This is a genomic window from Photorhabdus heterorhabditis, assembly GCF_001280945.1.
In the GTDB taxonomy this organism is placed as follows: domain Bacteria; phylum Pseudomonadota; class Gammaproteobacteria; order Enterobacterales; family Enterobacteriaceae; genus Photorhabdus; species Photorhabdus heterorhabditis.
Genome location: NZ_LJCS01000006.1, coordinates 93895 through 117457 on the forward strand (window position 1 = coordinate 93895; position 23563 = coordinate 117457).

Annotated in this window: 17 protein-coding genes and 1 pseudogene; 8 read left to right on the forward strand and 10 right to left on the reverse strand. The window is 43.4% G+C overall.

What is annotated here, in order from left to right; translation table 11 throughout:
- Positions 1 to 59: 59 nt before the first annotated feature.
- Positions 60 to 1541 (reverse strand): ArnT family glycosyltransferase, encoded by a 1482-nt coding sequence (locus AM629_RS04100; protein WP_054476387.1) that lies wholly within the window; start codon positions 1539 to 1541, stop codon positions 60 to 62.
- A gap of 182 nt (positions 1542 to 1723) precedes the next feature.
- On the opposite strand from AM629_RS04100, the gene yihI reads away from it, so the two are divergent.
- Together yihI and hemN are read left to right on the forward strand one after the other, a co-directional pair.
- Positions 1724 to 2236, forward strand: a complete 513-nt coding sequence (gene yihI, locus AM629_RS04105) for a Der GTPase-activating protein YihI (protein WP_054476388.1) — start codon at positions 1724 to 1726, stop codon at positions 2234 to 2236.
- 193 nt (positions 2237 to 2429) lie between these two features.
- A complete protein-coding gene (gene hemN / locus AM629_RS04115) occupies positions 2430 to 3803 on the forward strand; it encodes an oxygen-independent coproporphyrinogen III oxidase (RefSeq protein ID WP_054476390.1) in 1374 nt (457 codons plus the stop codon).
- A 2264-nt stretch (positions 3804 to 6067) separates the two neighbouring features.
- Here hemN and AM629_RS21865 read toward each other — a convergent pair.
- The 5 genes and pseudogenes from AM629_RS21865 to glnA all read right to left on the reverse strand — a co-directional run.
- Positions 6068 to 7045: pseudogene (locus tag AM629_RS21865) on the reverse strand (filamentous hemagglutinin N-terminal domain-containing protein); the annotation flags it as partial.
- A gap of 26 nt (positions 7046 to 7071) precedes the next feature.
- Positions 7072 to 8751, reverse strand: coding sequence for a ShlB/FhaC/HecB family hemolysin secretion/activation protein (locus AM629_RS04125; RefSeq protein WP_054476396.1), 1680 nt, complete (start codon positions 8749 to 8751; stop codon positions 7072 to 7074).
- Positions 8752 to 8937: 186 nt separating this feature from the next.
- Entirely contained in the window at positions 8938 to 10392 is a 1455-nt protein-coding gene (gene glnG, locus AM629_RS04130; protein ID WP_054476398.1) for a nitrogen regulation protein NR(I), read from the reverse strand.
- A 9-nt stretch (positions 10393 to 10401) separates the two neighbouring features.
- Complete coding sequence (gene glnL, locus AM629_RS04135) at positions 10402 to 11451, reverse strand: nitrogen regulation protein NR(II) (RefSeq protein WP_054476400.1); 1050 nt, start codon at positions 11449 to 11451, stop codon at positions 10402 to 10404.
- Positions 11452 to 11607: 156 nt separating this feature from the next.
- Entirely contained in the window at positions 11608 to 13017 is a 1410-nt protein-coding gene (gene glnA / locus AM629_RS04140) for a glutamate--ammonia ligase (RefSeq protein WP_054476401.1), read from the reverse strand.
- Positions 13018 to 13543: 526 nt separating this feature from the next.
- Here glnA and typA point away from each other — a divergent pair.
- Complete coding sequence (gene typA, locus AM629_RS04145; RefSeq protein ID WP_054476402.1) at positions 13544 to 15385, forward strand: ribosome-dependent GTPase TypA; 1842 nt, start codon at positions 13544 to 13546, stop codon at positions 15383 to 15385.
- Between the two features lie 67 nt (positions 15386 to 15452).
- On the opposite strand, the gene AM629_RS04150 is transcribed toward typA, so the two are convergent.
- From AM629_RS04150 to AM629_RS04155, 3 genes are all read right to left on the reverse strand, one after another.
- A complete protein-coding gene (locus AM629_RS04150) occupies positions 15453 to 16022 on the reverse strand; it encodes a disulfide bond formation protein B (RefSeq protein ID WP_054476403.1) in 570 nt (189 codons plus the stop codon).
- Between the two features lie 14 nt (positions 16023 to 16036).
- Positions 16037 to 16195, reverse strand: a complete 159-nt coding sequence (locus tag AM629_RS24500) for a DUF5993 family protein (protein WP_219847624.1) — start codon at positions 16193 to 16195, stop codon at positions 16037 to 16039.
- Between the two features lie 877 nt (positions 16196 to 17072).
- Positions 17073 to 18527, reverse strand: a complete 1455-nt coding sequence (locus AM629_RS04155; RefSeq protein ID WP_054476404.1) for a carbon starvation CstA family protein — start codon at positions 18525 to 18527, stop codon at positions 17073 to 17075.
- A gap of 155 nt (positions 18528 to 18682) precedes the next feature.
- On the opposite strand from AM629_RS04155, the gene yihX reads away from it, so the two are divergent.
- The 5 genes from yihX to AM629_RS04180 all read left to right on the forward strand — a co-directional run bounded on the left by yihX (position 18683) and on the right by AM629_RS04180 (position 21426).
- Positions 18683 to 19288 carry a glucose-1-phosphatase gene (gene yihX / locus AM629_RS04160; RefSeq protein WP_054476408.1) on the forward strand — a complete coding sequence of 202 codons (606 nt, stop codon included), beginning with the start codon at positions 18683 to 18685 and terminating at the stop codon, positions 19286 to 19288.
- Positions 19289 to 19342: 54 nt separating this feature from the next.
- Positions 19343 to 19780, forward strand: a complete 438-nt coding sequence (gene dtd, locus AM629_RS04165) for a D-aminoacyl-tRNA deacylase (protein WP_054476410.1) — start codon at positions 19343 to 19345, stop codon at positions 19778 to 19780.
- Between the two features lie 71 nt (positions 19781 to 19851).
- Complete coding sequence (fabY, locus tag AM629_RS04170) at positions 19852 to 20769, forward strand: fatty acid biosynthesis protein FabY (protein WP_054476411.1); 918 nt, start codon at positions 19852 to 19854, stop codon at positions 20767 to 20769.
- Between the two features lie 144 nt (positions 20770 to 20913).
- Positions 20914 to 21150 (forward strand): type II toxin-antitoxin system RelB/DinJ family antitoxin, encoded by a 237-nt coding sequence (locus tag AM629_RS04175; protein WP_036768272.1) that lies wholly within the window; start codon positions 20914 to 20916, stop codon positions 21148 to 21150.
- A 3-nt stretch (positions 21151 to 21153) separates the two neighbouring features.
- Positions 21154 to 21426, forward strand: coding sequence for a type II toxin-antitoxin system RelE/ParE family toxin (locus tag AM629_RS04180; protein ID WP_054476413.1), 273 nt, complete (start codon positions 21154 to 21156; stop codon positions 21424 to 21426).
- A 57-nt stretch (positions 21427 to 21483) separates the two neighbouring features.
- Here AM629_RS04180 and AM629_RS04185 read toward each other — a convergent pair whose 3' ends face one another.
- Complete coding sequence (locus AM629_RS04185) at positions 21484 to 23190, reverse strand: AsmA family protein (protein ID WP_054476415.1); 1707 nt, start codon at positions 23188 to 23190, stop codon at positions 21484 to 21486.
- Positions 23191 to 23563: the final 373 nt, after the last annotated feature.

Sequence of the window (23563 nt, forward strand, 5' to 3'; positions counted from 1 at the left end):
TTAAGGGTGTATGAAGAATTGAAAGCCTGTTAAATCAGGCTTTCAAATTTCAGGGGAAGTTACTGATATTTTTCCGGTGACACAAGGTTTTCCGGTGACACAAAGCCTACACAGACCGGTATTGGCTGAGTTTCAGGTTCAGGCTGAAAAAGAAATTCATCAGTGCTATTTATTCTGAGTCTTGGCCAGTCTTGCAAAACACGATGAAAATCTTCTTGTTCACAGGTTTTACCCTTTGTGCCTACCAGAATAGCGCCGTCACGTACAATATCGCTTTCTTTAACATGCCGATTATAGATATTGGGTGCTTGCCCTTCTAGCGTCCAGGGTTGGATCGTTTCCGGCTGACTTGGCGCGTAGAAAGTCAGCCACTGATGCAAGTATTCGCCTCCGACATAATGGAGCGGTGTTGGATAGAGTTGATGCCAGCGCTGTTCCAGTTGCCAAGAAAAATCTTTGATACCTTCAAACTTATGACCAGCGCCACGGACATTGGCCGCCATAATCAGTACATATCCTCCCCAAATCAATATTGCAACGACAGTGAGTCCTTGCAGAGTGCGGCGTAATGATTTTTGTGGAAAACGGGTGATAGAACCAACCAACAACGCTGATGAAACAGACATAAAGGGTTGTAACCATTCAGTCATTCTTCCGCCCTCATTGAATGAGAACCAGCAGTAAATAATCAGTAACGGCAACAGAATAGCGACGTTTACCAGTCGGTTAGATTGCTCTTTCGGCCAGCTAATACGGCCACCAAGCATATAGATAATAATGCCAACAATAATCAGTGGATAAAATACGGATAATAACGATCGGGTGGTGTGTAAATTAAAACCGCTATCTATCTGGGAATCTACCCATTTGAAAGCGGCAAAATCATTGTTCCACAGCCACCAGACGTTAGGTAGTACCAGCATAAACCAGATAATCAGTGCGATATAAAGAGCAGGATGGCGATAGCACTGACGTACTTTAGGTACAAATAGTGTCAGGAGGAAAACCGAGCCAACCAGTGCCAGTGTGGAATATTTTCCCATTGCGGCCAGCCCGGAACTGAGAGCAAATGCCAGCCACCAGCGCGGATTGTCGTACACTGCCCGCAGAAAGAACAGCATAGTCCACGGCCATAACATAATTAGCAGGTAATTGTCGTTATAAGGGATAATGTCAAAATTGATAATACCGGATAGGTTCAATGTCAGCATGGCGAGCCATGCCAGCTCTTTTTTCCCTGTTAGTCGGAATGCCAGATGCCATACACCGAGCATACCAATAGCGATAGCAATGAAGTGAATGAAATACCAGTAAAAACTTAATGAAATACCACTTATATGAATAGCAGGTAGCATCATTGCACCGACTAACCACGGATTTTTAGGTGAACCCCATTCTCCGTTTTTACCCCAGTTCAATGCTTCAACAGCATCATAAGGGACAGTTGGGTCGAATGAATAGCTCACGATAATCCATAACAGAGCATAACCCACTGCCCATAAGTAAACGGGTTTATAGGAAGAAGTATCAGAAATAGGCATATCGATTTATCATTTATTAAAAGCTAAGGCTAATAGGATATTCGCTGATGGTTAAACCATGTATGAATGATAGAAGATTTTGGCTAAAAGATAAGAGTTATCTACGGCGCTTTTCTATACGTGCGGTTTCTGTTAGATTCCGATGCAGCAAGACCCTGATAAACCAAACTGAGTAACAGGCTATGAACCCGTTAAAGAAAAAAGCACCGGCCAGAGCATCTGCTGGTAAACAGAAAAGAAAAAACCGCGAAGAACTAAATGCGGAAGGGCGTGCACGTAAGCGCCAGAAAAAACATCGCGGGAATCCGGCTGGTAGCCGCCATCAGGAGAAAAACAGCGATAAGCATCAATCAGGCAAGAAGCAATCTGATCCACGTTTTGGCAGCAAGGTGCCTGTTCCACTGATTATTGGCGAGCAACCGATGAAACCCGTCGCCGCTAAACCGAAGGCTGAGACCAAACCCCGTTTATTGCCGCAGGAAGAGCTGGCAATGTTGGAAAACGATGATCATCTGGATGCATTGTTGGAACGTCTGGAAAATGGCGAAAAGTTGTCTGAAGAAGAGAATGCTTATGTTGACACTACTCTGGATCGGATTGATGCCCTGATGGAAGAATTGGGGATTAAACTGGATGAGGAAGAGGGTGAAGAAGAGAAGCGGGATGACATTATGCAACTGCTGAAAGGCAACTAGTTTCGTCTTCCATGATCAAAGGCGGGTTAATCCTGATAACCACACTATTAATATGTTATTTGCTGTGGTTATTGGGTAAACTATGGCGATTGTCGCAGCATAAAACCCGGCTGCTCAGAGTCACCGCAGCGCAACACATCAAACACATGGACGCGTTGCGTTTAGACCGGCAAAAACATCGGAAGGAATAAGTATGTTTGAGCAAGCCATCGTTTGGGATCTGCCTTTGATCCAGAAATACAATTATTCAGGCCCCCGTTATACGTCATATCCTACGGCGCTGGAATTCAATCAACAGTATGATAATGCAGCATTTATGCAGGCTGCTGTCCGTTACCCTGAACGACCGCTCTCTCTGTACATTCATATTCCGTTTTGCCATAAGCTCTGTTATTTCTGTGGTTGTAATAAATTGGTAACCCGCCAGAAGCATAAAGCGGATCAATATGTGCAACTGCTTGAACTGGAAATTTGTGAGCGCTCAACGCTGTTTTCTGGCCGTAAAGTTAGCCAGATGCATTGGGGTGGAGGTACGCCAACCTATCTTGATAAAGACCAAATCAGTAAATTGATGGGATTGCTGCGTGACCATTTTGATTTTCTGCCGGATGCTGAAATTTCTATTGAAATTGACCCGCGTGAAATTGAACTGGATATGATTGACCACCTGCGTAGTGAAGGTTTTAACCGTCTGAGTATGGGAGTGCAGGACTTTAATAAAGAAGTACAGCGTCTGGTTAATCGTGAACAGGATGAAGACTTTATCTTTGCTTTGGTCGCGCGCGCTCGTGAAACGGGTTTTAATTCCACCAGTATTGATCTGATCTATGGGTTGCCGAAACAGACATCAGAAAGCTTTGCTTTCACTCTGGAGCGAGTATTAGCGTTAGCTCCGGATAGGATGAGTATTTTCAATTATGCTCATTTGCCGAATTTATTTGCTGCTCAGCGTAAAATCAAAGAGCGCGATTTACCGAGTGCCGAGCAAAAGCTGGATATTTTGCAGGAAACAATTGCAACCCTGACGGGAAATGGCTACCAGTTTATCGGTATGGACCATTTTGCTCGCCCGGATGACGAACTGGCAGTAGCTCAGCGGGAAGGGAAATTACATCGTAATTTTCAGGGTTATACCACTCAGGAAGCATGTGATCTGTTAGGAATGGGAGTTTCTGCGATTAGTATGTTGGGTGATAGCTATTCCCAAAACCAGAAAGAGTTAAAAACCTATTATGCGGAATTGGAAAAACAGGGCCATGCTTTATGGCGTGGTTTAACTTTATCCCAGGATGATTGTATTCGCCGTGATGTTATTAAGGCGCTGATTTGTAACTTCCGCCTGAATTTTGCCGATATTGAGCAACAATATGGGCTGAGTTTTACCCGTTATTTTGCCGAAGATTTGCGATTATTGGTGCCATTGGTTGAAGATGGACTGGTTGACGTGAATAAACAACGGATTCAAGTGATGCCACGGGGCCGGTTACTTATTCGTAATATTTGTATGTGTTTTGATATTTATTTGCGCCAGCAAGTCCGCCAGCGTCAGTTCTCGAGAGTGATTTGATTATTTAGACGTAGTTTTAAATAAAAAATTTTTAACCTCTTTAAAAAGAGGTTTATTTTACATTTAGGTATCTTGTTTTACGCTTTTTTTCTTGGACTTATTAAAATGGTTATTAACGTGATAAATGGTATATACCTGTTACCTTTCAAGTTGCCTCTTTGTTGGCTGCACTCACTCACCCCAGTCATAGAGTTATCTATGCTCCTGGGGATTCGTTCCCTTGCCGTCGCGATGCATCTTGAAATCTATTGGGTATACGTATTTAATCAGTATCATGTTGAAATGATTCGAATTATAAAAATAAAACCGTTTATTTGTTAAAGTAGGGTTTTCACTGAACCTCAATTTCTCTATATCTATTTAAATAATTGGTAGCGTTGTTTTTACTACCTGATTTTCATTAATATTGAATATCACATCAAATTGATTTTTTGGGGAAAATCAGTCTGATGTATTATATTTCAGGCTCTTGGTGAGTATGCAGTAACCAAAGACAACAATAACCGGCCAAATAAGTATAAGTATAAGTATAAGTATAAGGATCGAAAACCATAATGACCAATGCCGTATATTTATAACCAGAGCCAAGCTACATATAAAATAGCAATAATAAGAGGTAAGAACTTAAGAAGTAGGGAAAAAAGGTAAATGGATGCTATAATAGCGGCCACTTTGGCTGGAATTTACCACCATCCAAAATAATCATGGAAAATAAAAAAATTGATCGATAATATTTGCATCATACCAATGAAAAGAGAATAAAATACAATAATTGCAAAAATAATGCGGCACAACTTCATCATCTTAAACCAACCTTATAATTTTAGTCTGAATCTAAATCACAACGGAGGTTGTGATTCTGCGAAAAAATTAGGTTTTTGCTTACTTAATTAGGTAACAACAGTCGCTTGAAATACTGCGTATTTCCTCTGGTTTCTGCTTGCTTGCCAGAATGCACTCTCATTGACGCAATAGGCTGTTATATTATCGATCTGTACAGCTTTACAGTCTCAATCCAGAGATCCTCTTATGAGGACTTTTAAAAATATCCTCGTAACTTCAGTCAGAGTTACGTAACTGCATACATCTGCGTTGGCTGTGTGCCCTGCATTCCAATCAGGTGCATGAGGTTATTGGACTTTTCCTTGTCAGTGAACGCCACTCTTTCAGGTGTGCTCTATTCACTTGTATAAAATTGTAGTTTTCAACTGGTAGGTGATACTGCTGAATCTTGTCTTTTGTCGGTTTTATTTCTTGATTGATTCTAAGTTAATCACATTTGATAATGTTTTTATCAAATGTAATACAGCGAGTCAATCAATTATAACGCCCTTTACATTTGTATAGGTTTAGGTTAAAAGGTACGGTATATCGTAAATATTATGGTTCTTTTATTCAAAAAGCCATGCTCGATAAGATTGTCTACGATTTGAGTCTGTGGGTTCCGTAAGTCCTCCTAATTGGGCGGGTTTTACCTGTATTCCTATACTATTTCCTTCTTGAAAGACATTCAGATTAGAGTTTGTAAGAGAAAATGTTTGGAAGATCATTTCGCCATTACGCTCAAAACCGAGAACCCCAATATTATTCTGTGCCTGGACCGTATTGGAAATAAGCTTCGGATAAAGCATCCTCCAGGAGTCCCCTGATATTTTCCGGCTTTGGGTAGGAAGTCTATTAAATACATGGTAGCGTTCGTGGAATTGACTTTCAGGAGGATAGTTTTCGTATAGTGCAGTTGTTTGTCCGCTTTGGTAATCAAAAACTATTAGTTCAGGTAAATGTTGGGCTTCATTGCGTCCGACAACTACCATATGGCCTCCACTAGGGGAAAATAAATTATTTTGTGATTGAGATAGTGGTCGTATGTAAGCAAGGCCGGCAAATTGACCAGGATGCAAATTATTTCTCATAAAGTGAAATGTTTCATTCCAGCGAAGTTGAGCATCTTGATGAGTAAAATTTGTTCGTTTTGAGTTGACCCCAGCAGCTCTGAATAAATCTTCGATTTCTATTAAGTTAGCTGTGTCCTGTTGCATAATTTCTGTTTCGCCAACAAGATCGGTTGTCGTTTTATTTACGAGAGCCGCAACTGTACTGTAATAACAGTTCTGATTTAAGCCGTGAGGATTAACCTCTGAAAGCGGTCGTTCTTGTTGGAAACCTTTAAAGCCATATGCTCCATTAAATCCTTGTGACCAATTTAGTCTTTGAATAAAATAATTGAGTCCTTGCTGCCATTCTTCTTCAGTCCATAGTTCATTATTGTGCAGTGTGGTGTTTGCAAGGATAATATCCTGTTCTGTTTGTACCTTAATATTAGCAGCGATATAGACTTCTTTTCCAATAACATTAAGGCCCGTTTTAGCTTTAATATTTCCCAGTTCGATTTTGCCGTTAACGTTTAAGGTAATATCACGTTGATTACTGGTTAACTCTTTCAGATTAACCCCGACACCGTCCTCGGTGGCAACCAGCCGGATTTTATTCGCGTACATGCCACCTAATGCTTTGGTATCAACGGCTAATTGCGGTTTAGCCCCTTCGCCAGCGATAGGTTTCACTGTGCTGTCTTTTAAGCTGATGCGGTTGGTGCCCTGCGTCAGCGACAGGGTATTCGCCTGAATTTTTCCATTTAATTCCGTTGCCCGGCTGAGGATATCGACATAATCCGTCGTCTTGCCATCCAGCCCTTCTTCGCCAATGGTAATCTGGCCTTGTTTCACTTCCAAGGCTTCTAGCGCTCCCTGTTTATCAAATTGTGGTTTACCTGTGGTCAGGGCGGCGCCCGAAGTATTAATAAAACCACAGTCATCACACGTTATACCGTTGGGGTTGGCAATCATCACATTGGCTTTATTACCCACAATTTCCAATTGACCTTGAAGCTGAGATTGTCCGTTGCCGGTCACTTCATTGATGATCAGTTCAGCCGGTTTTCCGTTCAGGTTAGGGTTAGCGTTAAGCTGTCCTGCCAGTTGTGATTTAGCCGCTTGAGTGGCGTTATTGAGTATGGCGCCTTGTGTGGCAACATTGAACTCCTGATAGGTGTTGTGAGATATCCCGGCGCTGTTTGGCGTGGCAATATTGACCACCGGGATATTGTTCTGGCTTTGTACCTGTGTTTGGGGATTATCCGGTGTTATTCCCGCAGCAATCGCCGGGTGTAGTGGCTGGATTGCCGTCAGGTAAATTAAAAGATAACTCGTGGCTCTTGATGCAGAGTTGTTGCGTTTACTCATTGCGTATCCCTTTCCTAATTTAAGTGTTACAAAGTGAGTGAAGCTGACCAATAAGTGACCCAATTATCCGGTTTTAGGTGAGCTGGGTGAATGAGGGGCTTCCCGATAGTGATGGTCTGGTTGAATCTACGGTGAGTCAGTGATAAGCCCAGAGCCGCGCCGGTAACGTTACCGCCGTCGATTTGTCCGGTTTTTTTCTGTAACCAGCCAGTATCCAGCGCTCCGGTTAAGGCAAGTTCGCCCAAAACTGGAAGTGCTGAAACTCGCCAGTTCAGCTCATTGCGCCAATATCCGCCGCGGTTGCCGGTGAGATATTGTTCTTTAAATCCCCGGACGGAATATTGTCCCCCTAGTGACAGGTGTTCGCTGGAGTAAAGATTGTCTGGCGTGGTCTGGCTGTAAATTGATGAGAGGTAATAAATGGAATCTGTAACCGGCATGAAATAGCTGGCACTCAGACTGAATTTGCGAAATTGACTACGTGGCGCATCTGGGAAACGTGGATCGTCTTTTGTGGCGCCAAGCGTCTGTAAACCGTAGATCACCATCGGGTTGAGAGTGATATAGCTACCTGCCAGTACGGTACTGTAATTAATGCCAAGGTTTATGATGCTGAGTGTCGGGCTGCTGACGGTTAATGTTTTTTCCGCAAATAAATTGGTGGTCCGACGGTGTGTTAGGCCCATATCCAGTGCCAGCTTCTGTTCACCATCACGATATAACGTCCGATTTATTGCCACCCGGTGAGTTTGGTTGTCACCTTTATAGTGATAGTCCTGTAAGTCGACAGGGATATTCTGAAAGGAATCGTTCCACGTATATTGGTAGCTGAATAGCCAGTAGCTATAAGGCACGGCTACGCTGGCAGAGAGGCTGTGGCTTTGGTGACTATTGTGGAAATCACTGTTACGGCTGGCGGATAATGACCATTGGTCAGTAAGGTGTAATGGATTATCCAGGTTCACATTGGCATTGATTTGCCCGGTACCGGTACTTTTCTGACCACTGTTATCTGAGCCTAAACTGGCACTGACCGGTAAGTGCGTCGATGTTCGTTTTAAGATAACTGCGGAATAACCGGGCTGTTTGCTCGGCTGGATATCAATGGTCACTTGTTGGGAAGGCAGGCGATTCAAACGTTCCATACCTTGTTCAATCTCTCGTAGATTAAGCGTTTTACCCACTATTTTTGGGAAAGCCATTTTCAGCGAGAGGGGGATTTCACCGTCCAGACTGATTGACTCAACTTTGCCTTCATTGACAGTAATAATGAGGGTACCCGAGGATAAATCCTGTACTTTGAGTCCGGCCTGGGAAGTGACATAACCCCGTTCGATATAGGCATTGGTGGTTTTTCGTACCAATGCGTGAATATCCTGCAAAGATAAACAGTGGGATAAATAAGGGTGCATTAAGTTCTTTTTAACTGATTGAGGCAGACTTTCCGCACCGTCAAATTCAATCTGGTTAATGGTGTGGCAAATAGGCTCTGCTGTACTCGGTGCTACATCAGGGGATGGAGATAAAATAATGTTGTTGTGCAGCGCTTCCCGTTGCTGCTGGGCTTGTTGCAACAATGCTTTTTGTTGTTGAGTGATCGTTTCTTGATCCGCAGGGCTGATAGGAGCTGAAGCCTGTGCCAGCGCGGAGATTGCCAGTAGAATAAACCCTGTCAGATTCCAGTGATAAACAGAAACTATTACCATTTTTATAATTAAAAATTTAATATTAAAATTAAGTTATAATATTGTAATTTAATTATTTATCTGTCTACTTTTGTTTGGAATTATCAGTATTAAACCTGAGGTGAATTTGACTTTTTTATACTGATAATCGGAAATCTATCATATTAAATTCCATAAGATAGTGACAAAGCTGGAGATGTTATCTCCTTACTCCAGCCTAAGTTCTTTTAATTTTCGTGCAATAGTATTGCGTCCCCAACCTAGTAATCGGGCAGCCTCTTGTTTATGTCCTTTGGTATGTTTAAGCGTACAGTTGAGTAAAGTACGCTCTAATAACGGTAATGCTTCAGATAGTAGATCCTGCTGACCATTTTCCAACGCACTTGTGGCCCAATGAGCAAGTAGCTGCGGCCAGTCTTCCGGCATTGTATTTATAGGTATTGTATTTATAGGTGCTGTATTTGCGGGTATTGCCGTGCCGGTTTCGGCATGATGGGGTTCAAATAATTCAGGCGGCAAATCTTGTACCAGCACCTCCTGGCTTGCCGCCATGACTGTTAGCCAGCGGCAGATGTTTTCTAACTGGCGGACATTACCTGGCCAGGGTAAACGCATTAAGGCAATTTCTGCGTCAGGATGTAGAACCTTTGTTTCTACGCTTAGCTCTTTAGCGGTCTGTTGCAGGAAGTAGCGGGTCAGGCGGGGGATATCTTCCACTCTATCGCGTAGAGGAGGTAGTTGCATACGAATAACATTCAGACGGTGATACAAATCTTCACGGAATTTGCCTTTTGCTACCAAACATTCTAGATCTTGATGGGTTGCAGCGATAATTCGTACATCTACTTTTACCGGTGCGTAACCGCCAATCCGGTAAAACTGGCCTTCTGCTAATACTCGTAACAGGCGAGTCTGAATGTCCAGTGGCATATCACCAATTTCATCAAGAAACAGCGAACCGTTATTGGCCTGTTCAAATCGTCCGTGACGTACCTGATTGGCGCCAGTAAAAGCGCCTTTTTCATGACCAAATAGCTCTGATTCAATCAAATCCTTGGGAATCGCTGCCATATTGAGCGCAATAAATGGTTTATTAGCCCGTGGACTGTGGCGATGCAGGGCGTGGGCCACCAATTCTTTTCCTGTACCGGATTCGCCATTAATCAGGACACTGATAGAAGAACGGGAGAGGCGGCCAATGATACGGTAAACGTCCTGCATGGCAGGCGCTTCACCTATCATGTCGGAAACTGGTGTGACGGCCTGCGGGTTTCTGGTTGGTTGATTCTGTTCGCGGGAGTGGCTAAGCGCCCGTTCCAGCAGTGCGACTGTTTCATCAATATCAAAGGGTTTTGGTAAGTAATCAAAAGCCCCTTGCTGATAGGCACTGACTGCGGCATCCAGATCTGAGTGGGCAGTCATAATGATGACGGGCAGTAATGGATTATTCTGCTTGATGTTATTCAGCAGGTTTAGTCCATTCATTCCCGGCATACGGATATCCGAAATCAAGACATCAGGCGTGGTTTGCGCCAGTGCGGTCAATACGCTATCAGCATCTGCAAAGCTGGTACATTCCATTCCCGCACTGCTTAACGCCCGCTCAAGTACCCAGCGGATTGAGTTATCATCATCAACGATCCAGATTTTTCCCGGTTGCATAGTTATCCTCTATTTCTTGATCGGTAAGTAGATAGAAAATTCTGTGTGCCCCGGCCAACTGGTAAATTCTATTTTGCCGGAGTGTTGATCTATCAAGCTGCGAGCAATCGATAGACCAAGACCTGTTCCACCTTCATGAGCACTGACCATCGGGTAAAATAAGGTGTCCTGAATCTGTGGCGGGATACCCGGCCCGTTATCTTCCACGTCAATTCTGGCCGCCAGACGATAGCGTTCACCATGTAGGGTGATCTGAAAGGCGGTACGGGTACGCAGGGTAATAGAACCTCCCTGTTTTCCCAGTGCTTGCAAGGCATTACGGGTGATGTTCAGTAAAACTTGTTCAATCTGATCAGGGTAGTGGGCCAGTTCTGGCAGGCTGGGATCGTAATCTTTTATTAGTGTCACGTTATCCGGCATTTCCAGTGAGACTAACTGGTAGACCCGCTCAGCAACATAATGAATGCTTTGCTTAATTTGTTCGCCCGGATGTTGTGGCCCAAGTAGTCTGTCTACCAGATGACGTAACCGGTCGGCTTGTTCAATAATCACTTGGGTATATTCCTGTAAAGCAGGGTCAGGCAGCGCTCTTGAAAGTAATTGCGCGGCTCCCCTCAGCCCGCCGAGGGGATTTTTGATTTCATGTGCCAGCCCCCGAACCAATTCCCGTGCAGCTATCTGTTGGGCTTGTTGTACCTGCTCTTGGCTTAACCGGCGTTGACTATCCATAGGTGCCAGTTCCAGCAAGATGAACTGCTCGGAAATCGGTTGGGCACTGAGCGACATGATGTGAGAGCGGTTATCAACCACTAACGTCACTTCGTTATCAGTGAAACTCTGACCACTGACCAGACTGGAGTGCATCAATTCTGTATCCAGTGAAAAATAACTAAACAATACTGGAAGAGGTGTACCAAATAGTTTACGAGCACTCTGAGCTAATAATTGCAGTGCTGAATGGTTGGCGTAACGGATCACAAGGTCAGTATCCAGTACCAGCACGCTGTTAATCAGTGAGTTTAGTATTTGCCCAGTATCGGGCAGATTTTCCGTTTTCATCTGGTTACACTCCTGCACCTTTTTGGTGCACTGTATCATGTTCGAGCGTAAAACCCAGCAAAAGCCTGAACTCGGAAAGTGGGAAAAAGGCCCATCCGAAGATGGGCTAAAGGTTTCACGGCAACAAAAAATGATCAGCAGGAATAGGGCTGTTAGTTACACGCTGTAATACAGCTCAAACTCTAGTGGATGTGGTGTCAGGCGGACACGTTCCATTTCGCTGTTTTTCAATTCAATATAAGCATCAATGGCGTCGTCGGTGAATACACCACCGCGAGTCAAGAATTCGCGGTCAGTATCCAGTGCTGCCAAGGCTTCATCCAGAGAAGAAGCGACAGTTGGGATCTCTTTGGCTTCTTCTGGTGGCAGGTCATATAAGTTTTTATCCATTGCATCACCCGGATGGATTTTGTTGATAATACCATCAAGACCTGCCATCAATTGAGCAGCAAAAGCCAGATAAGGGTTAGCTGCCGGATCAGGGAAACGTATTTCAATACGGCGGGCCTTGGTGCTTGCCACAACAGGAATACGGATAGATGCAGAACGGTTACGGGCAGAGTAGGCCAGCATAACGGGTGCTTCATAGCCTGGAACCAGACGTTTATAGGAGTTGGTTGTCGGGTTGGTAAACGCATTCAGTGCACGGGCATGTTTGATAATACCGCCGATGTAGAATAGCGCTAGTTCGGACAGGCCACCGTATTTGTCACCGGCAAACAGGTTAGTGCCGTTTTTGGACAGGGACATGTGGCAATGCATACCGGAACCATTATCGCCAACCAGCGGTTTTGGCATAAAGGTTGCGGTCTTGCCAAAGTTGTGCGCCACATTATGCACGACGTATTTGTAAATCTGAGTTTCGTCAGCTTTTTTGGTCATGGTGTTGAAACGGGTCGCGATTTCATTTTGACCAGCGGTTCCAACTTCATGATGGTGAGCTTCTACCACCAGCCCCATTTCTTCCATGGTTAGACACATGGCTGAACGCAAATCTTGAGAAGAATCAACGGGAGGCACTGGGGCGTAACCGCCTTTTACTGCTGGTCGATGGCCTTTGTTGCCACCTTCGTATTGAGTCCCAGAGTTCCATGCGGCTTCGATATCATCAAGATGATAGTAAGAACCTGACATGGAACTGCCAAAACGCACGTCATCAAACAGGAAGAATTCAGGTTCCGGTCCACACAGGACGGTATCTGCAATTCCGCTTGAACGTAGGAAATCTTCAGCGCGTTTGGATATGGAACGAGGGTCGCGGTCATAACCTTGCATGGTGCCTGGTTCCAGGATATCGCAACGTAGGATCAGCGTGGCATCATCAAAGAAGGGATCAAGCATGGCTGTGCTTGGATCTGGCATCAGCACCATGTCAGATTCGTTAATGCCTTTCCACCCGCCAATTGAGGAGCCGTCGAACATTTTGCCATCTTCAAAGAAGTCTGCATTAACCTGATGAGCAGGAATGGTCATATGCTGTTCTTTGCCTTTGGTATCAGTGAAACGCAAATCAATAAACTTCACCTGATGTTCTTCAATCATGGTTAAAACATGTTCAGCGGACATACTCGGTTTCTCCTGGTTTGTGTCGGTCTTGATAAAATGGTTGTGATAAGACTTAAAGAAAACACAGTTATACCCGTTATCTTTCAAGTTGCCTCTTTATTGGCTGCACTCACTTAGGTCACAGAGTTATCTATGCTCCCGGGGATGCGTTCTCTTGCCGTCGCGATACATTTTGAAATCCATTGGGTATATATCATTTTACCTTAACAAGGCTATTTACTCGTTTGCAAACTATTATGTGTTTGTGAACGATTTGCGAAAAGCGTGCCAACTTTCTAACACCTTGCAATATACTGTGTTATGGGTATGCCTATGATAGGATATCCTGATGTTTAGTGGAATTGCACTATTTTGGTGCAATCATGTTACTATCGCGCATCATGTTAGTGCGTTTGTGCTGAAAATGCGTCTGTTTATGGGCGTGAAAAGGATCACAATTCCATAGGTACCAAGTTGTGAAGAATAGATTATTGTGATCCTGTTTAGTCCTTCGACCAATGTGTGTACAATAGCGCGCCATTTCTAAATGCCTGAGGCAAAGTTTGTGATCGAAAAATTGCGTAATATCGCCATCATCGCGCATGTTGACCACGGTAAAACCACCCTGGTTGACAAGCTGCTGCAACAATCCGGTACTTTCGGTGACCGTGCGACAGCGACAGAGCGTGTGATGGACTCCAATGATCTGGAGAAAGAGCGTGGAATTACTATCCTCGCAAAAAATACCGCCATTAAATGGAATGACTACCGTATTAATATCGTAGACACTCCGGGACATGCCGATTTCGGCGGTGAAGTAGAACGTGTTATGTCTATGGTTGACAGCGTACTGTTGCTGGTCGATGCCATGGATGGGCCAATGCCTCAGACCCGTTTTGTGACACAGAAAGCGTTCGCTCATGGTTTGAAACCGATTGTGGTCATTAACAAAGTTGACCGTCCAGGTGCTCGCCCTGATTGGGTTGTCGATCAGGTATTTGACCTGTTTGTCAATTTGGGTGCGACTGACGAACAACTGGACTTCCCAATTATCTATGCATCTGCATTGATGGGGATTGCTGGTACTGATCATGAAGATATGGCGGAAGATATGACGCCGTTATATCAGGCGATTGTTGAGCATGTAGAGCCACCGAAAGTTGACCTTAATGGCTCGTTCCAGATGCAGATCTCTCAGCTGGATTACAACAACTATGTTGGCGTTATCGGGATTGGCCGTATCAAGCGCGGTACGGTTAAACCAAACCAGAACGTCACTATTATTGATAGCGAAGGGAAAACCCGGAACGGCAAAATTGGTAAGGTGCTGGGCCACTTGGGTCTGGAGCGTATTGAGAGCGAGCAAGCTGAAGCCGGTGACATCATTGCGATTACTGGTTTGGGCGAGCTGAATATTTCTGATACTTTGTGTGATATTAGTGCTGTTGAAGCGCTGCCACCGCTGGCTGTTGATGAGCCGACGGTAAGTATGTACTTCTGTGTTAACACTTCTCCTTTCTGTGGTCGTGAAGGCAAATATGTGACTTCTCGTCAGATCCTTGAGCGCCTGAAGAAAGAGCTGGTTCATAACGTGGCACTGCGTGTCGAAGAAACAGAAGATCCGGATGCGTTCCGTGTTTCTGGCCGTGGTGAATTACACTTATCTGTTCTGATTGAGAACATGCGCCGTGAAGGTTTTGAACTGGCGGTATCCCGTCCGAAAGTTATCTTCCGTGAGATCGATGGCCGTAAACAAGAGCCATTTGAACAGGTGACGCTGGATATTGAAGAGCAGCATCAGGGTGATGTAATGCAGGCGTTGGGTGAGCGTAAAGCTGATCTGCGTGATATGTTGCCAGACGGTAAAGGCCGTGTGCGCCTTGATTATGTTATTCCAAGCCGTGGTTTGATTGGTTTCCGTACTGAGTTCATGACGATGACTTCCGGTACGGGTTTGCTGTATGCAACATTCAGCCACTATGATGATATTCGTCCAGGTGAAATTGGTCGCCGTCAGAACGGTGTGATGATTTCTAATGGTCAGGGTAAAGCGGTTGCTTATGCGCTTTACAGCTTACAGGATCGCGGTAAGTTGTTCTTGGGCCATGGTGCAGAAGTGTATGAAGGCCAGGTGATCGGTATTCATTCCCGTTCAAATGATCTGACAGTTAACTGTCTGACGGGTAAAAAACTGACGAACGTCCGTGCGTCAGGCACTGACGAAGCGACAACCCTGTCTCCACATATTAAGAAAACCTTGGAGCAGGCTCTGGAGTTTATTGATGATGACGAGCTGGTAGAAGTGACCCCTGTGTCTATTCGCCTGCGTAAACGCCATCTGACAGAAAACGAACGTCGTCGTGCGTACCGCAGTAAAGAGGCATCGTAATCTTACTGTGATACTAATGCTTAGGGCGCCGACGGCGCCCTGAGTTTTTTAATTTTAAACAATAAGATTATTTACCCAGCAATTGGTAGAACGTTGGGTTGTCATCACATTGCCCGCCACCACACTCCAGAACGGTAGAGATTAAATTTGCTGCAATTAATAGGACAAATAAACCAATAAGAATCTGACCGAAAACCGGTGCGTTTTCCTTTTCTTCGGTTGTTTTTTCCAGACTTTTTAATATCAGCATGACTGATATGGCAATTATAGCAATAATGGAGGAAAGGAGTGCCCAAGTATAAAAATGTAGACCAAAAAGGGCGGAACCATAACCGGTATCACCGGGCATTATATGTAAAAACACTTGTCGGATCGCAATAATCCCAGTCACGATACAGCCAATAAGTGCGATACCGTAATGCGCGCTTTTAATACCAAAGCGTAGATTAAATAAGAAACCAAATCCTATCATTATCATGCCTGTCCGTTGTAACAAACATAATGGGCAAGGCAGTTCTGAAAGGACTAACTGATAATAGAAGGCAACGGTAAGTGCGGCACTAATACCAAATAATCCAATGATGTTGAATATCGTGCCGTAGCTGATTTTCTGTTTTGTTGCTAATACCTGATTCATCCGATTGTCTCCAGTTAAAAAGATAGATTTAACGAATCAGTTGCATGATGGATAAACCAAGCTACAGTCGTCACCAAAAGAAGACCCCATAGGGTATAACTTGTTTTATACTTGCCATATAGGGTGGTGATAACCGCAAATAATGCGAGTAAAAAAGGTAAAAACATATACATGGTTGGTTCTCCTGTTTTTTAAGAACATTTAAGACCTTTCCCTGTAGTAGATTGCGTTCTTCAGGGTAGGGAATTCATCGTACTAAGTTTAGGATCGTTTACTTCGATACAAGCGAGCAGTTATCCATTAAAAGAAATGCGTTGATGGTATTAATGAAAACAACTCTTTTTGGTATCACATTTGAAAACGTACAAACCTGCATTATTAAAGTGAAGTTTTGGTATTTGAATAGTGTGTGATTTAACCCACTATTCGTAGTGTGCTGCTAATAACAATTGTAGTCAATACTATTTATGTTTGCCACCATTCAGAAGGATGAGCGTGATTATAATTTGGTGAGAGTTTGTATGAGTTGTTTTTTCTTTAATAGTTAAGTAGGAAACGATTAAAAGTGGTGAAGAGTATCTTTGCTTGAAGACTCTCCAATTTAACTATTATTGGTAGGTTTACTTATAAATGGTTTGGTCTATATAATTTTCTACAATTCACCCTTCCACACGATTAAGAAGTTATATTTAAATAGTTGAGAAGTTATATTTAAACGATAGAAAACCTCATGTTCTGGTTGATGTTGGGATGCTCTTTCAGATAAGAAGTCATCGGTTGGATACTCATTACTTATTAAAGAAATTATCCCAGACATTTTCTATGGGGAAAATTATGTTTTTATCTTATATACCCAATAGATTTCAAGTTGCAGTGCGGCGGCAAGAGAACGCATCCCCAGGGGCATAGATAGCGATGTGACTGGGGTGAGTGAGTGTAGCCAATAAAAAAGAGGCAACTTGAAAGATAACAGGTATAAAAGAAATCGGGAATTAAAAACCCCTCAACTGCTTATCGTGAGGGGCTATATTTAACTATCTTTTTTAGTTTTTACTCATTAAATGCTTCGGTTTCTCTATTGTTAGAAACTGATTTAGAGCGGACTTTCGCAAAGAAAATAAGAGTGATAACCGCCGTTGCTACCAGACCGATAATGACGGAAGTATTCCAGTTCAAAGCAAAACCTTCTGGAGCAAATGCCAGATAAGTGAAACATACCGCTGTCATAAACATGGCTGGCAGGGTAGTGATCCAGTGGAATTTATCACGGCGTAGTAGCCATGCTGAAGCCGCCCATAACATGACCATTGCTGTGGTTTGGTTCGCCCAGCCGAAGTAACGCCAGATGATATTGAAATCAGTTTTGGTAATCAGATAACCGACAATAAACATTGGTACACTTAATAACAGGCGTTTAATCATTTTTTGCTGAGGAATATTCAGGAATTCAGCAATAATAAGACGAGCAGAGCGGAATGCTGTGTCGCCGGAAGTGATTGGCAAAATCACCACGCCGAGGATTGCCAAAATGCCGCCGACCGTGCCCAGCAGAGAAGTAGAAACTTCGTGAACGACCAAAGATGCCGTACCTTTATCGATCACTGCCTGTAGAGCGTTAGTATCTTCATAGAAGCTCAGACCCAGCGTACACCAGATCAGCGCGATAATACCTTCACCAATCATTGCACCGTAGAAAACAAAGCGGCCATTCTTCTCATTCTGCATGCAACGCGCCATTAGCGGCGATTGGGTGGCGTGGAAACCAGAAATTGCGCCACAGGCAATAGTGACAAACAGTAGCGGCCAAATAGGTAGATCTTTCGGATTAAAGTTAGTGGCGAAATCCAGTCCTTGTGAATAGAAAGGTTTATCACTCATAGCTAAACCGACCATCAGCGCGACAGACATAAATAGCAGCAATGCACCGAACAGTGGGTAGAGACGGCCAATGATTTTATCGATAGGAACCAAGGTTGCGAGAATATAGTAAGCAAAAATAACGCCAACCCAGATGGCAATGTTATCCCAGCCCATAGAGTCTTTGAGTAAGTTGTTTAGTAAACCAGCCGGACTCAGAACAAATACCACACCAACCAGCATTAGCAGAATGACAGCAAAGATATTCATGAAATGCTTCATAGTCTTGCCCAGTTCATTACCGACGATGACGGGCACTGATGCTCCGCGAGCACGAACACTGAGCATACCAGAGAAGTAATCGTGTACTGCGCCGGCAAAAATGCAGCCGAATACAATCCACAACATGGCGAGTGGACCATAGAGGGCACCAAGAATCGGGCCGAAAATGGGGCCAACACCGGCAATATTCAGTAACTGAATCAACCAAACTTTTGGGGTGGACATGGCGACATAATCGACACCGTCAGCCATAGAAATAGCGGGAGTTTTTCTTTCTGGTCGAATGGTGAATATTTTTTCGACAAATTTGCCGTATATGAAATATCCAGCCAGAAGAAGACCGATACAGAACAGGAACCACAACATAAAATAATACCTTACTCTACTTTTTTGATCTGGCTGCTACTTTATCGTTTCATAAGAAAAATACCGTGAAGTAATTCGCTTTTTACTTTTCCACTCTGTTTTCTAATTAGAAATACGATTAAAGTAAAAAGTCATTAATTAGCCAGGAGGTGGTTATGCTATATATCTTCGATATGGGTAATGTGATTCTTGATATTGATTTTAAACGAGTTTTAGCTGTATGGAGTAATCTGAGCGGTACACCTCTTGCGACGTTGACTAAAAGTTTCTCTATGGGCGAAATGTTTGAAAAACATGAGCGTGGTCAAATAACTGATCTGGAATTCGCGGATATTTTATGCCAGGAAATGAGTATTTCACTCAGTTTTGAGCAGTTTGCGGCTGGATGGCATGCTGTTTTCATTGATATTCGACCTGAAATCATTCAGATAATGAATAAATTACGTGAAGCAGGGCATCGGGTCGTGGTGTTATCCAATACAAACCGTCTGCACCTGGATTACTGGCCACATAATTACCCTGAAATTGCAGCATCGGCTGATTACCTTTATCTGTCCCAGGATTTGGCAATGCGTAAACCAGAACCTGATATTTTCAAATATGTTATTGATACAGAAGGTTTTTCACCGGATCAAACTGTGTTTTTCGACGATGTGCTGGAAAATGTGGAAGCAGCCAGTGCACTAGGGATCAAGGGGGTTCATGTTGTTGATAGACAGACAGTCCCCGATTATTTCAAAGCGATCGATTTTTCTGAATAAAATGAGGGATTATGCGGAAATATACTGATGCTAATCTCTGAACAAGGAAAAAATATGATTGCGTTAATCCAGCGAGTCACACAGGCAAATGTGGTTGTTGAGAACGAAATTGTTGGAGAAATTGGTCACGGCTTGCTGGTATTGCTGGGTGTTGAAAAAGAGGATGATCAACAGAAGGCAAAACGGTTATGTGAGAAGGTGATAGGGTATCGGATATTCAGTGATGAGCAGGACAAAATGAACTTGAATGTCCAACAGGTCGGAGGCAGTTTGCTGGTTGTTTCCCAGTTTACGCTGGTTGCCGATACCCAAAAGGGCATGCGCCCAAGTTTTTCTGGCGGAGCAAACCCGGATAAGGCCGATGAATTATATCGTTATTTTGTTGAACGATGTTGCCAAAGTGGTGTAAAAACAGAAACCGGGCGGTTTGCTGCCGATATGAAAGTCAGCCTGACAAATAATGGGCCAGTCACTTTCTGGTTGCAGGTCTAGAACGGAAAACAGCCAGTAAAGCGCAACCATCCCCGATGACACATCATGATCAAGAGAAAAGGGCCGTTTCTATGTATTATCTGCGAGTACCTGAAACAGAACAAGAACTGGAAGCATATTACCGATTTCGTTGGGAAATGTTGCGTAAGCCGCTGAATCAGCCTGTAGGCTCTGAGAAAGATGGTTATGACACTATGGCTCATCATCAGATGGTCGTGGATGAGAAAGGTAACCCAGTGGCGGTAGGGCGTTTATACATCAATGCGGATAGTGAAGGCGCAATCCGCTTTCTGGCAGTACATCCTCATGTGCAAGGTAGAGGGTTAGGAAAATTAATCGCAATGGCCCTGGAATCCGTTGCCCGTCAGGAAGGTGTTAAACGGGTAGTGTGCAGTGCTCGTGAATATGCGGTGGAGTTTTTTAGTAAATTAGGGTTTGAAAACCGCGGGCCAATTACCAGCCCGCAAACGACACCGGTTCGCCATTTTCTGATGATAAAACCGGTTGCAACTCTTGATGATATTCTTCACCGGCCAGATTGGTGCAACGAACTGCAAAAAGCCTGGTACAAACATATTCCCCTCAGTGAGAAAATGGGGGTGCGGATTTCTCAATATACCGGCCAGAGTTTTATTACCACGATGCCGGAGGCAGGGAATCAAAATCCTCACCAAACTCTCTTTGCGGGTAGTTTGTTCTCATTGGCAACGCTGACCGGTTGGGGGTTGATCTGGCTGTTGTTACAGGAACGCCAATTGGGGGGCGATATTATTCTGGCTGATGCTGATATTCGTTACAAAAAGCCGGTTATTGGCAGGCCAAAATCTGTTGCGGATCTTAAAAATATGAGCGGCGATTTGGCTCGTTTGGCACAGGGCAGCAAAGCGAGAGTGAAGTTGGAAGTGACGGTGAGTGGTGATCATGGGCTGGGTGCCGTGTTTACCGGCACTTATATAGTGCTGCCAAATGCTTACACGGCGATAGCTTAGGTTTTACAGTGGCATTAAATATGCCACTGGTGGTATTTGGCGCTATAGAATACAGACTTTGTGTGTTTATTAATCTGACAACCTTGATTTGTGTCCACAATAGTCCTACGATAAGGGAGCAAACAGTCAGAAGAGGGGGATACTATGAATACGGCCATATTAAAAGTTCGTGTTCCTGAAGAATTAAAAAATGCGGTAGTGAGAGCTGCTCAGGATAACAGTTTGGATATGTCTAGTTTTGTCCGCCTGGTATTAACCAGAGCGACAAAGGAACGCCACATTCCTAATGCCACAACGCAGGCGGCGATCCGTGAGCTAGAAAGTGGTGGTGGTACAAGTGTAGATACCGTAGATGAATTTTGGGATGAAATTTTTAAATAAAATATGCTCAAAATTCGATATTCATCTGCATTTAAAAAGGATTTAAAACCCTTTCAGCATGATAAATCAGCTATTTCTGTTATTAATACCGTATTAAAACTGCTTGTCACGGAAAAACCACTTCCCCGTGAATATAAAGAGCACTCATTGAAGGGAAATTATATTGGGTATCTGGAATGTCATGGAAAGCTGGATCTCCTATTGATTTATAAGAGAACTGAGCAAGAGGTTTTCTTATATCGGGTTGGAAGTCATGCAAAACTATTTAAGCAGTGATCTCATCCCAAATAGCCCAATTTTTGGGCTATTTGGTGTTACTGGGTGTTTACACGGCTATAGCTTAATAACTGAACAGGTTTCACAGCCCATTGTAGATATCTGCCCTTTATTGATGGTCTGAGTTTCTTTGCCTGATTGTTTATCAGTAGCATCAAGTATGCCATTGATGGAGCTTTTCACGTCGTCAGCAGAAAGATCTCCTTGTATCCGCAGAGTGAAATTACCTTTGCCCTGTAATTTCAACGGTACCCACTTCCAATGAGGCAAAATCACTAAATCGGCATCTATTCCCTGGAAATCTAAAGTGAATGGCTTATGCACTTGTTGATCTATTGTGCCCTTAGCTTTCAGTAGCCCATCATCAATAGAGGCATCTAATTGGTCAAGGATTAGTTTATTGCCTTCCGTGTGTAATTTAAGGTAAGGACGATGTAATTCAACTTTGTTGAATGTTGCGCTGGTGGCGCTCAGGTTTGAAGAGCCGTTCCAGATCCCCCATTTCCCTTCTTTTAATAATTTCATGTCATCTATATGACCATTGAGAGCGGTCAGCTGGAATGGAAAATCGGGATTAATATCAATCAACAAGCTGTTATTAATCGTCAGCTGGTTAATGGAAAATTCGGATATCCACTTAGGAAGGGATTCTTTCAATGACTGATGCCAATTTTCTGGCAAGGTATAACTTAAACCAACAACCGTTGCATTTGTAATGTTGAGTTGCTTTGTTTGGTGATCCCATTGAGCTTTGGCGTGGAATAATCCCTTTTCCCAACGGGTAGTGAGATTGGAAATATGGAGTTCATTGCCTGCAAGGCGCAGGTGACCAATAGCGTCGGTGAAATGCAGATCATTCAGCGTAGTATCCATGACGTTGAAATCAATGATGCCTTCTTTTGCTTGCCAGCTCCCGTTAGTCAAACCAATATTTTTTACTGAGGCATCCAAATAGTTAGCAGACCAGTTTTTGCCTTCCAGTTTAGCATTAGTCAGGCTCAGATCTTTGATGCTGATTGCAGGTAATTGACTCACTTTTAGCCATAACTCTTCAAGAGTCATTGGCGTTTGCCAGCGAACATTGCTGATAAGTAAATTATCCCATTGCCAGCTACCATCGGGCAGACGTTGTCCATTACCCGATATTGAACCCTGTGCCAATGTTGCACCAAGTGAACGGATAATCAGGGTATTCTGCTGGCTATCTCCTTGCATAATGACTTTTTCAAGAGGAATACCATTCAGATTCAGCTTATTGGCACTAAACTGAAATTTGCCATTCCCTGACAACTCATTTGGTTGCGGGTTCCAGGGGGTTATGCCGCCGGTAATGTTTTGCCCCTGAATTTGCCAGTCTGCATTTTCTGACTGAATAGCCATCTGATTAAGTTGCAGGATATTGGCGCTAAAAGGCAGGGATTGTCGTTGGTCTTTTATGGTTAATTGGCCCTGTTGTAATAACAAACGATGAAAATGACGTGGAGCAGTGAGCTGTTGCCAGTTGAAATCGAATGACGCAACTTGAGCGGCTAAAGTGAAAGTGTGTTGCTTATTGCTCATGACGATATCGGAGAATGCCAGGGTTTTAGGTTGTGACCAGCTATGTTTAATCTTGCTAATTTGAACCTGATAGCGACTATTATTACTAAGCCATTGACTAAGCTGATGTGCTCCCCAGTTTGTTTGCATCACAACATAAACAGTGACCACTGCCAGTATTAGCAGTAATAACAGAGTAACCAGCGATTTTCCTAACCATCTCATTATTAGACTCCAGCCTAATCGGTTTAACCAATGTCCTTTTATGCCGTAATTTTCTTGTTCTCTCAAGAGATGGTGTATATACCCAATAGATTTCAAGTTGCAGGGTGGCGGCAAGTGAACGCAGCCAACAAAGCAGCAGCTTGAAAGATGAAGGGTATAAAAGTTATGAATCAGCAGGGGTTATTATTTGTAACATTTGCATAATTGGGCATAAAAATAGAGAAACCAATCGATAACCATGTCGATTACCCGTTTTTATGATGTAAGATGTCAAAATAAATGAAAAAATAGCTCATTATTAGTGAGTTTATTTCAATGAAAATAATCTCTAAGTATTTATTTTTATTTCATTGTATTTTTATTTCCTATGCAA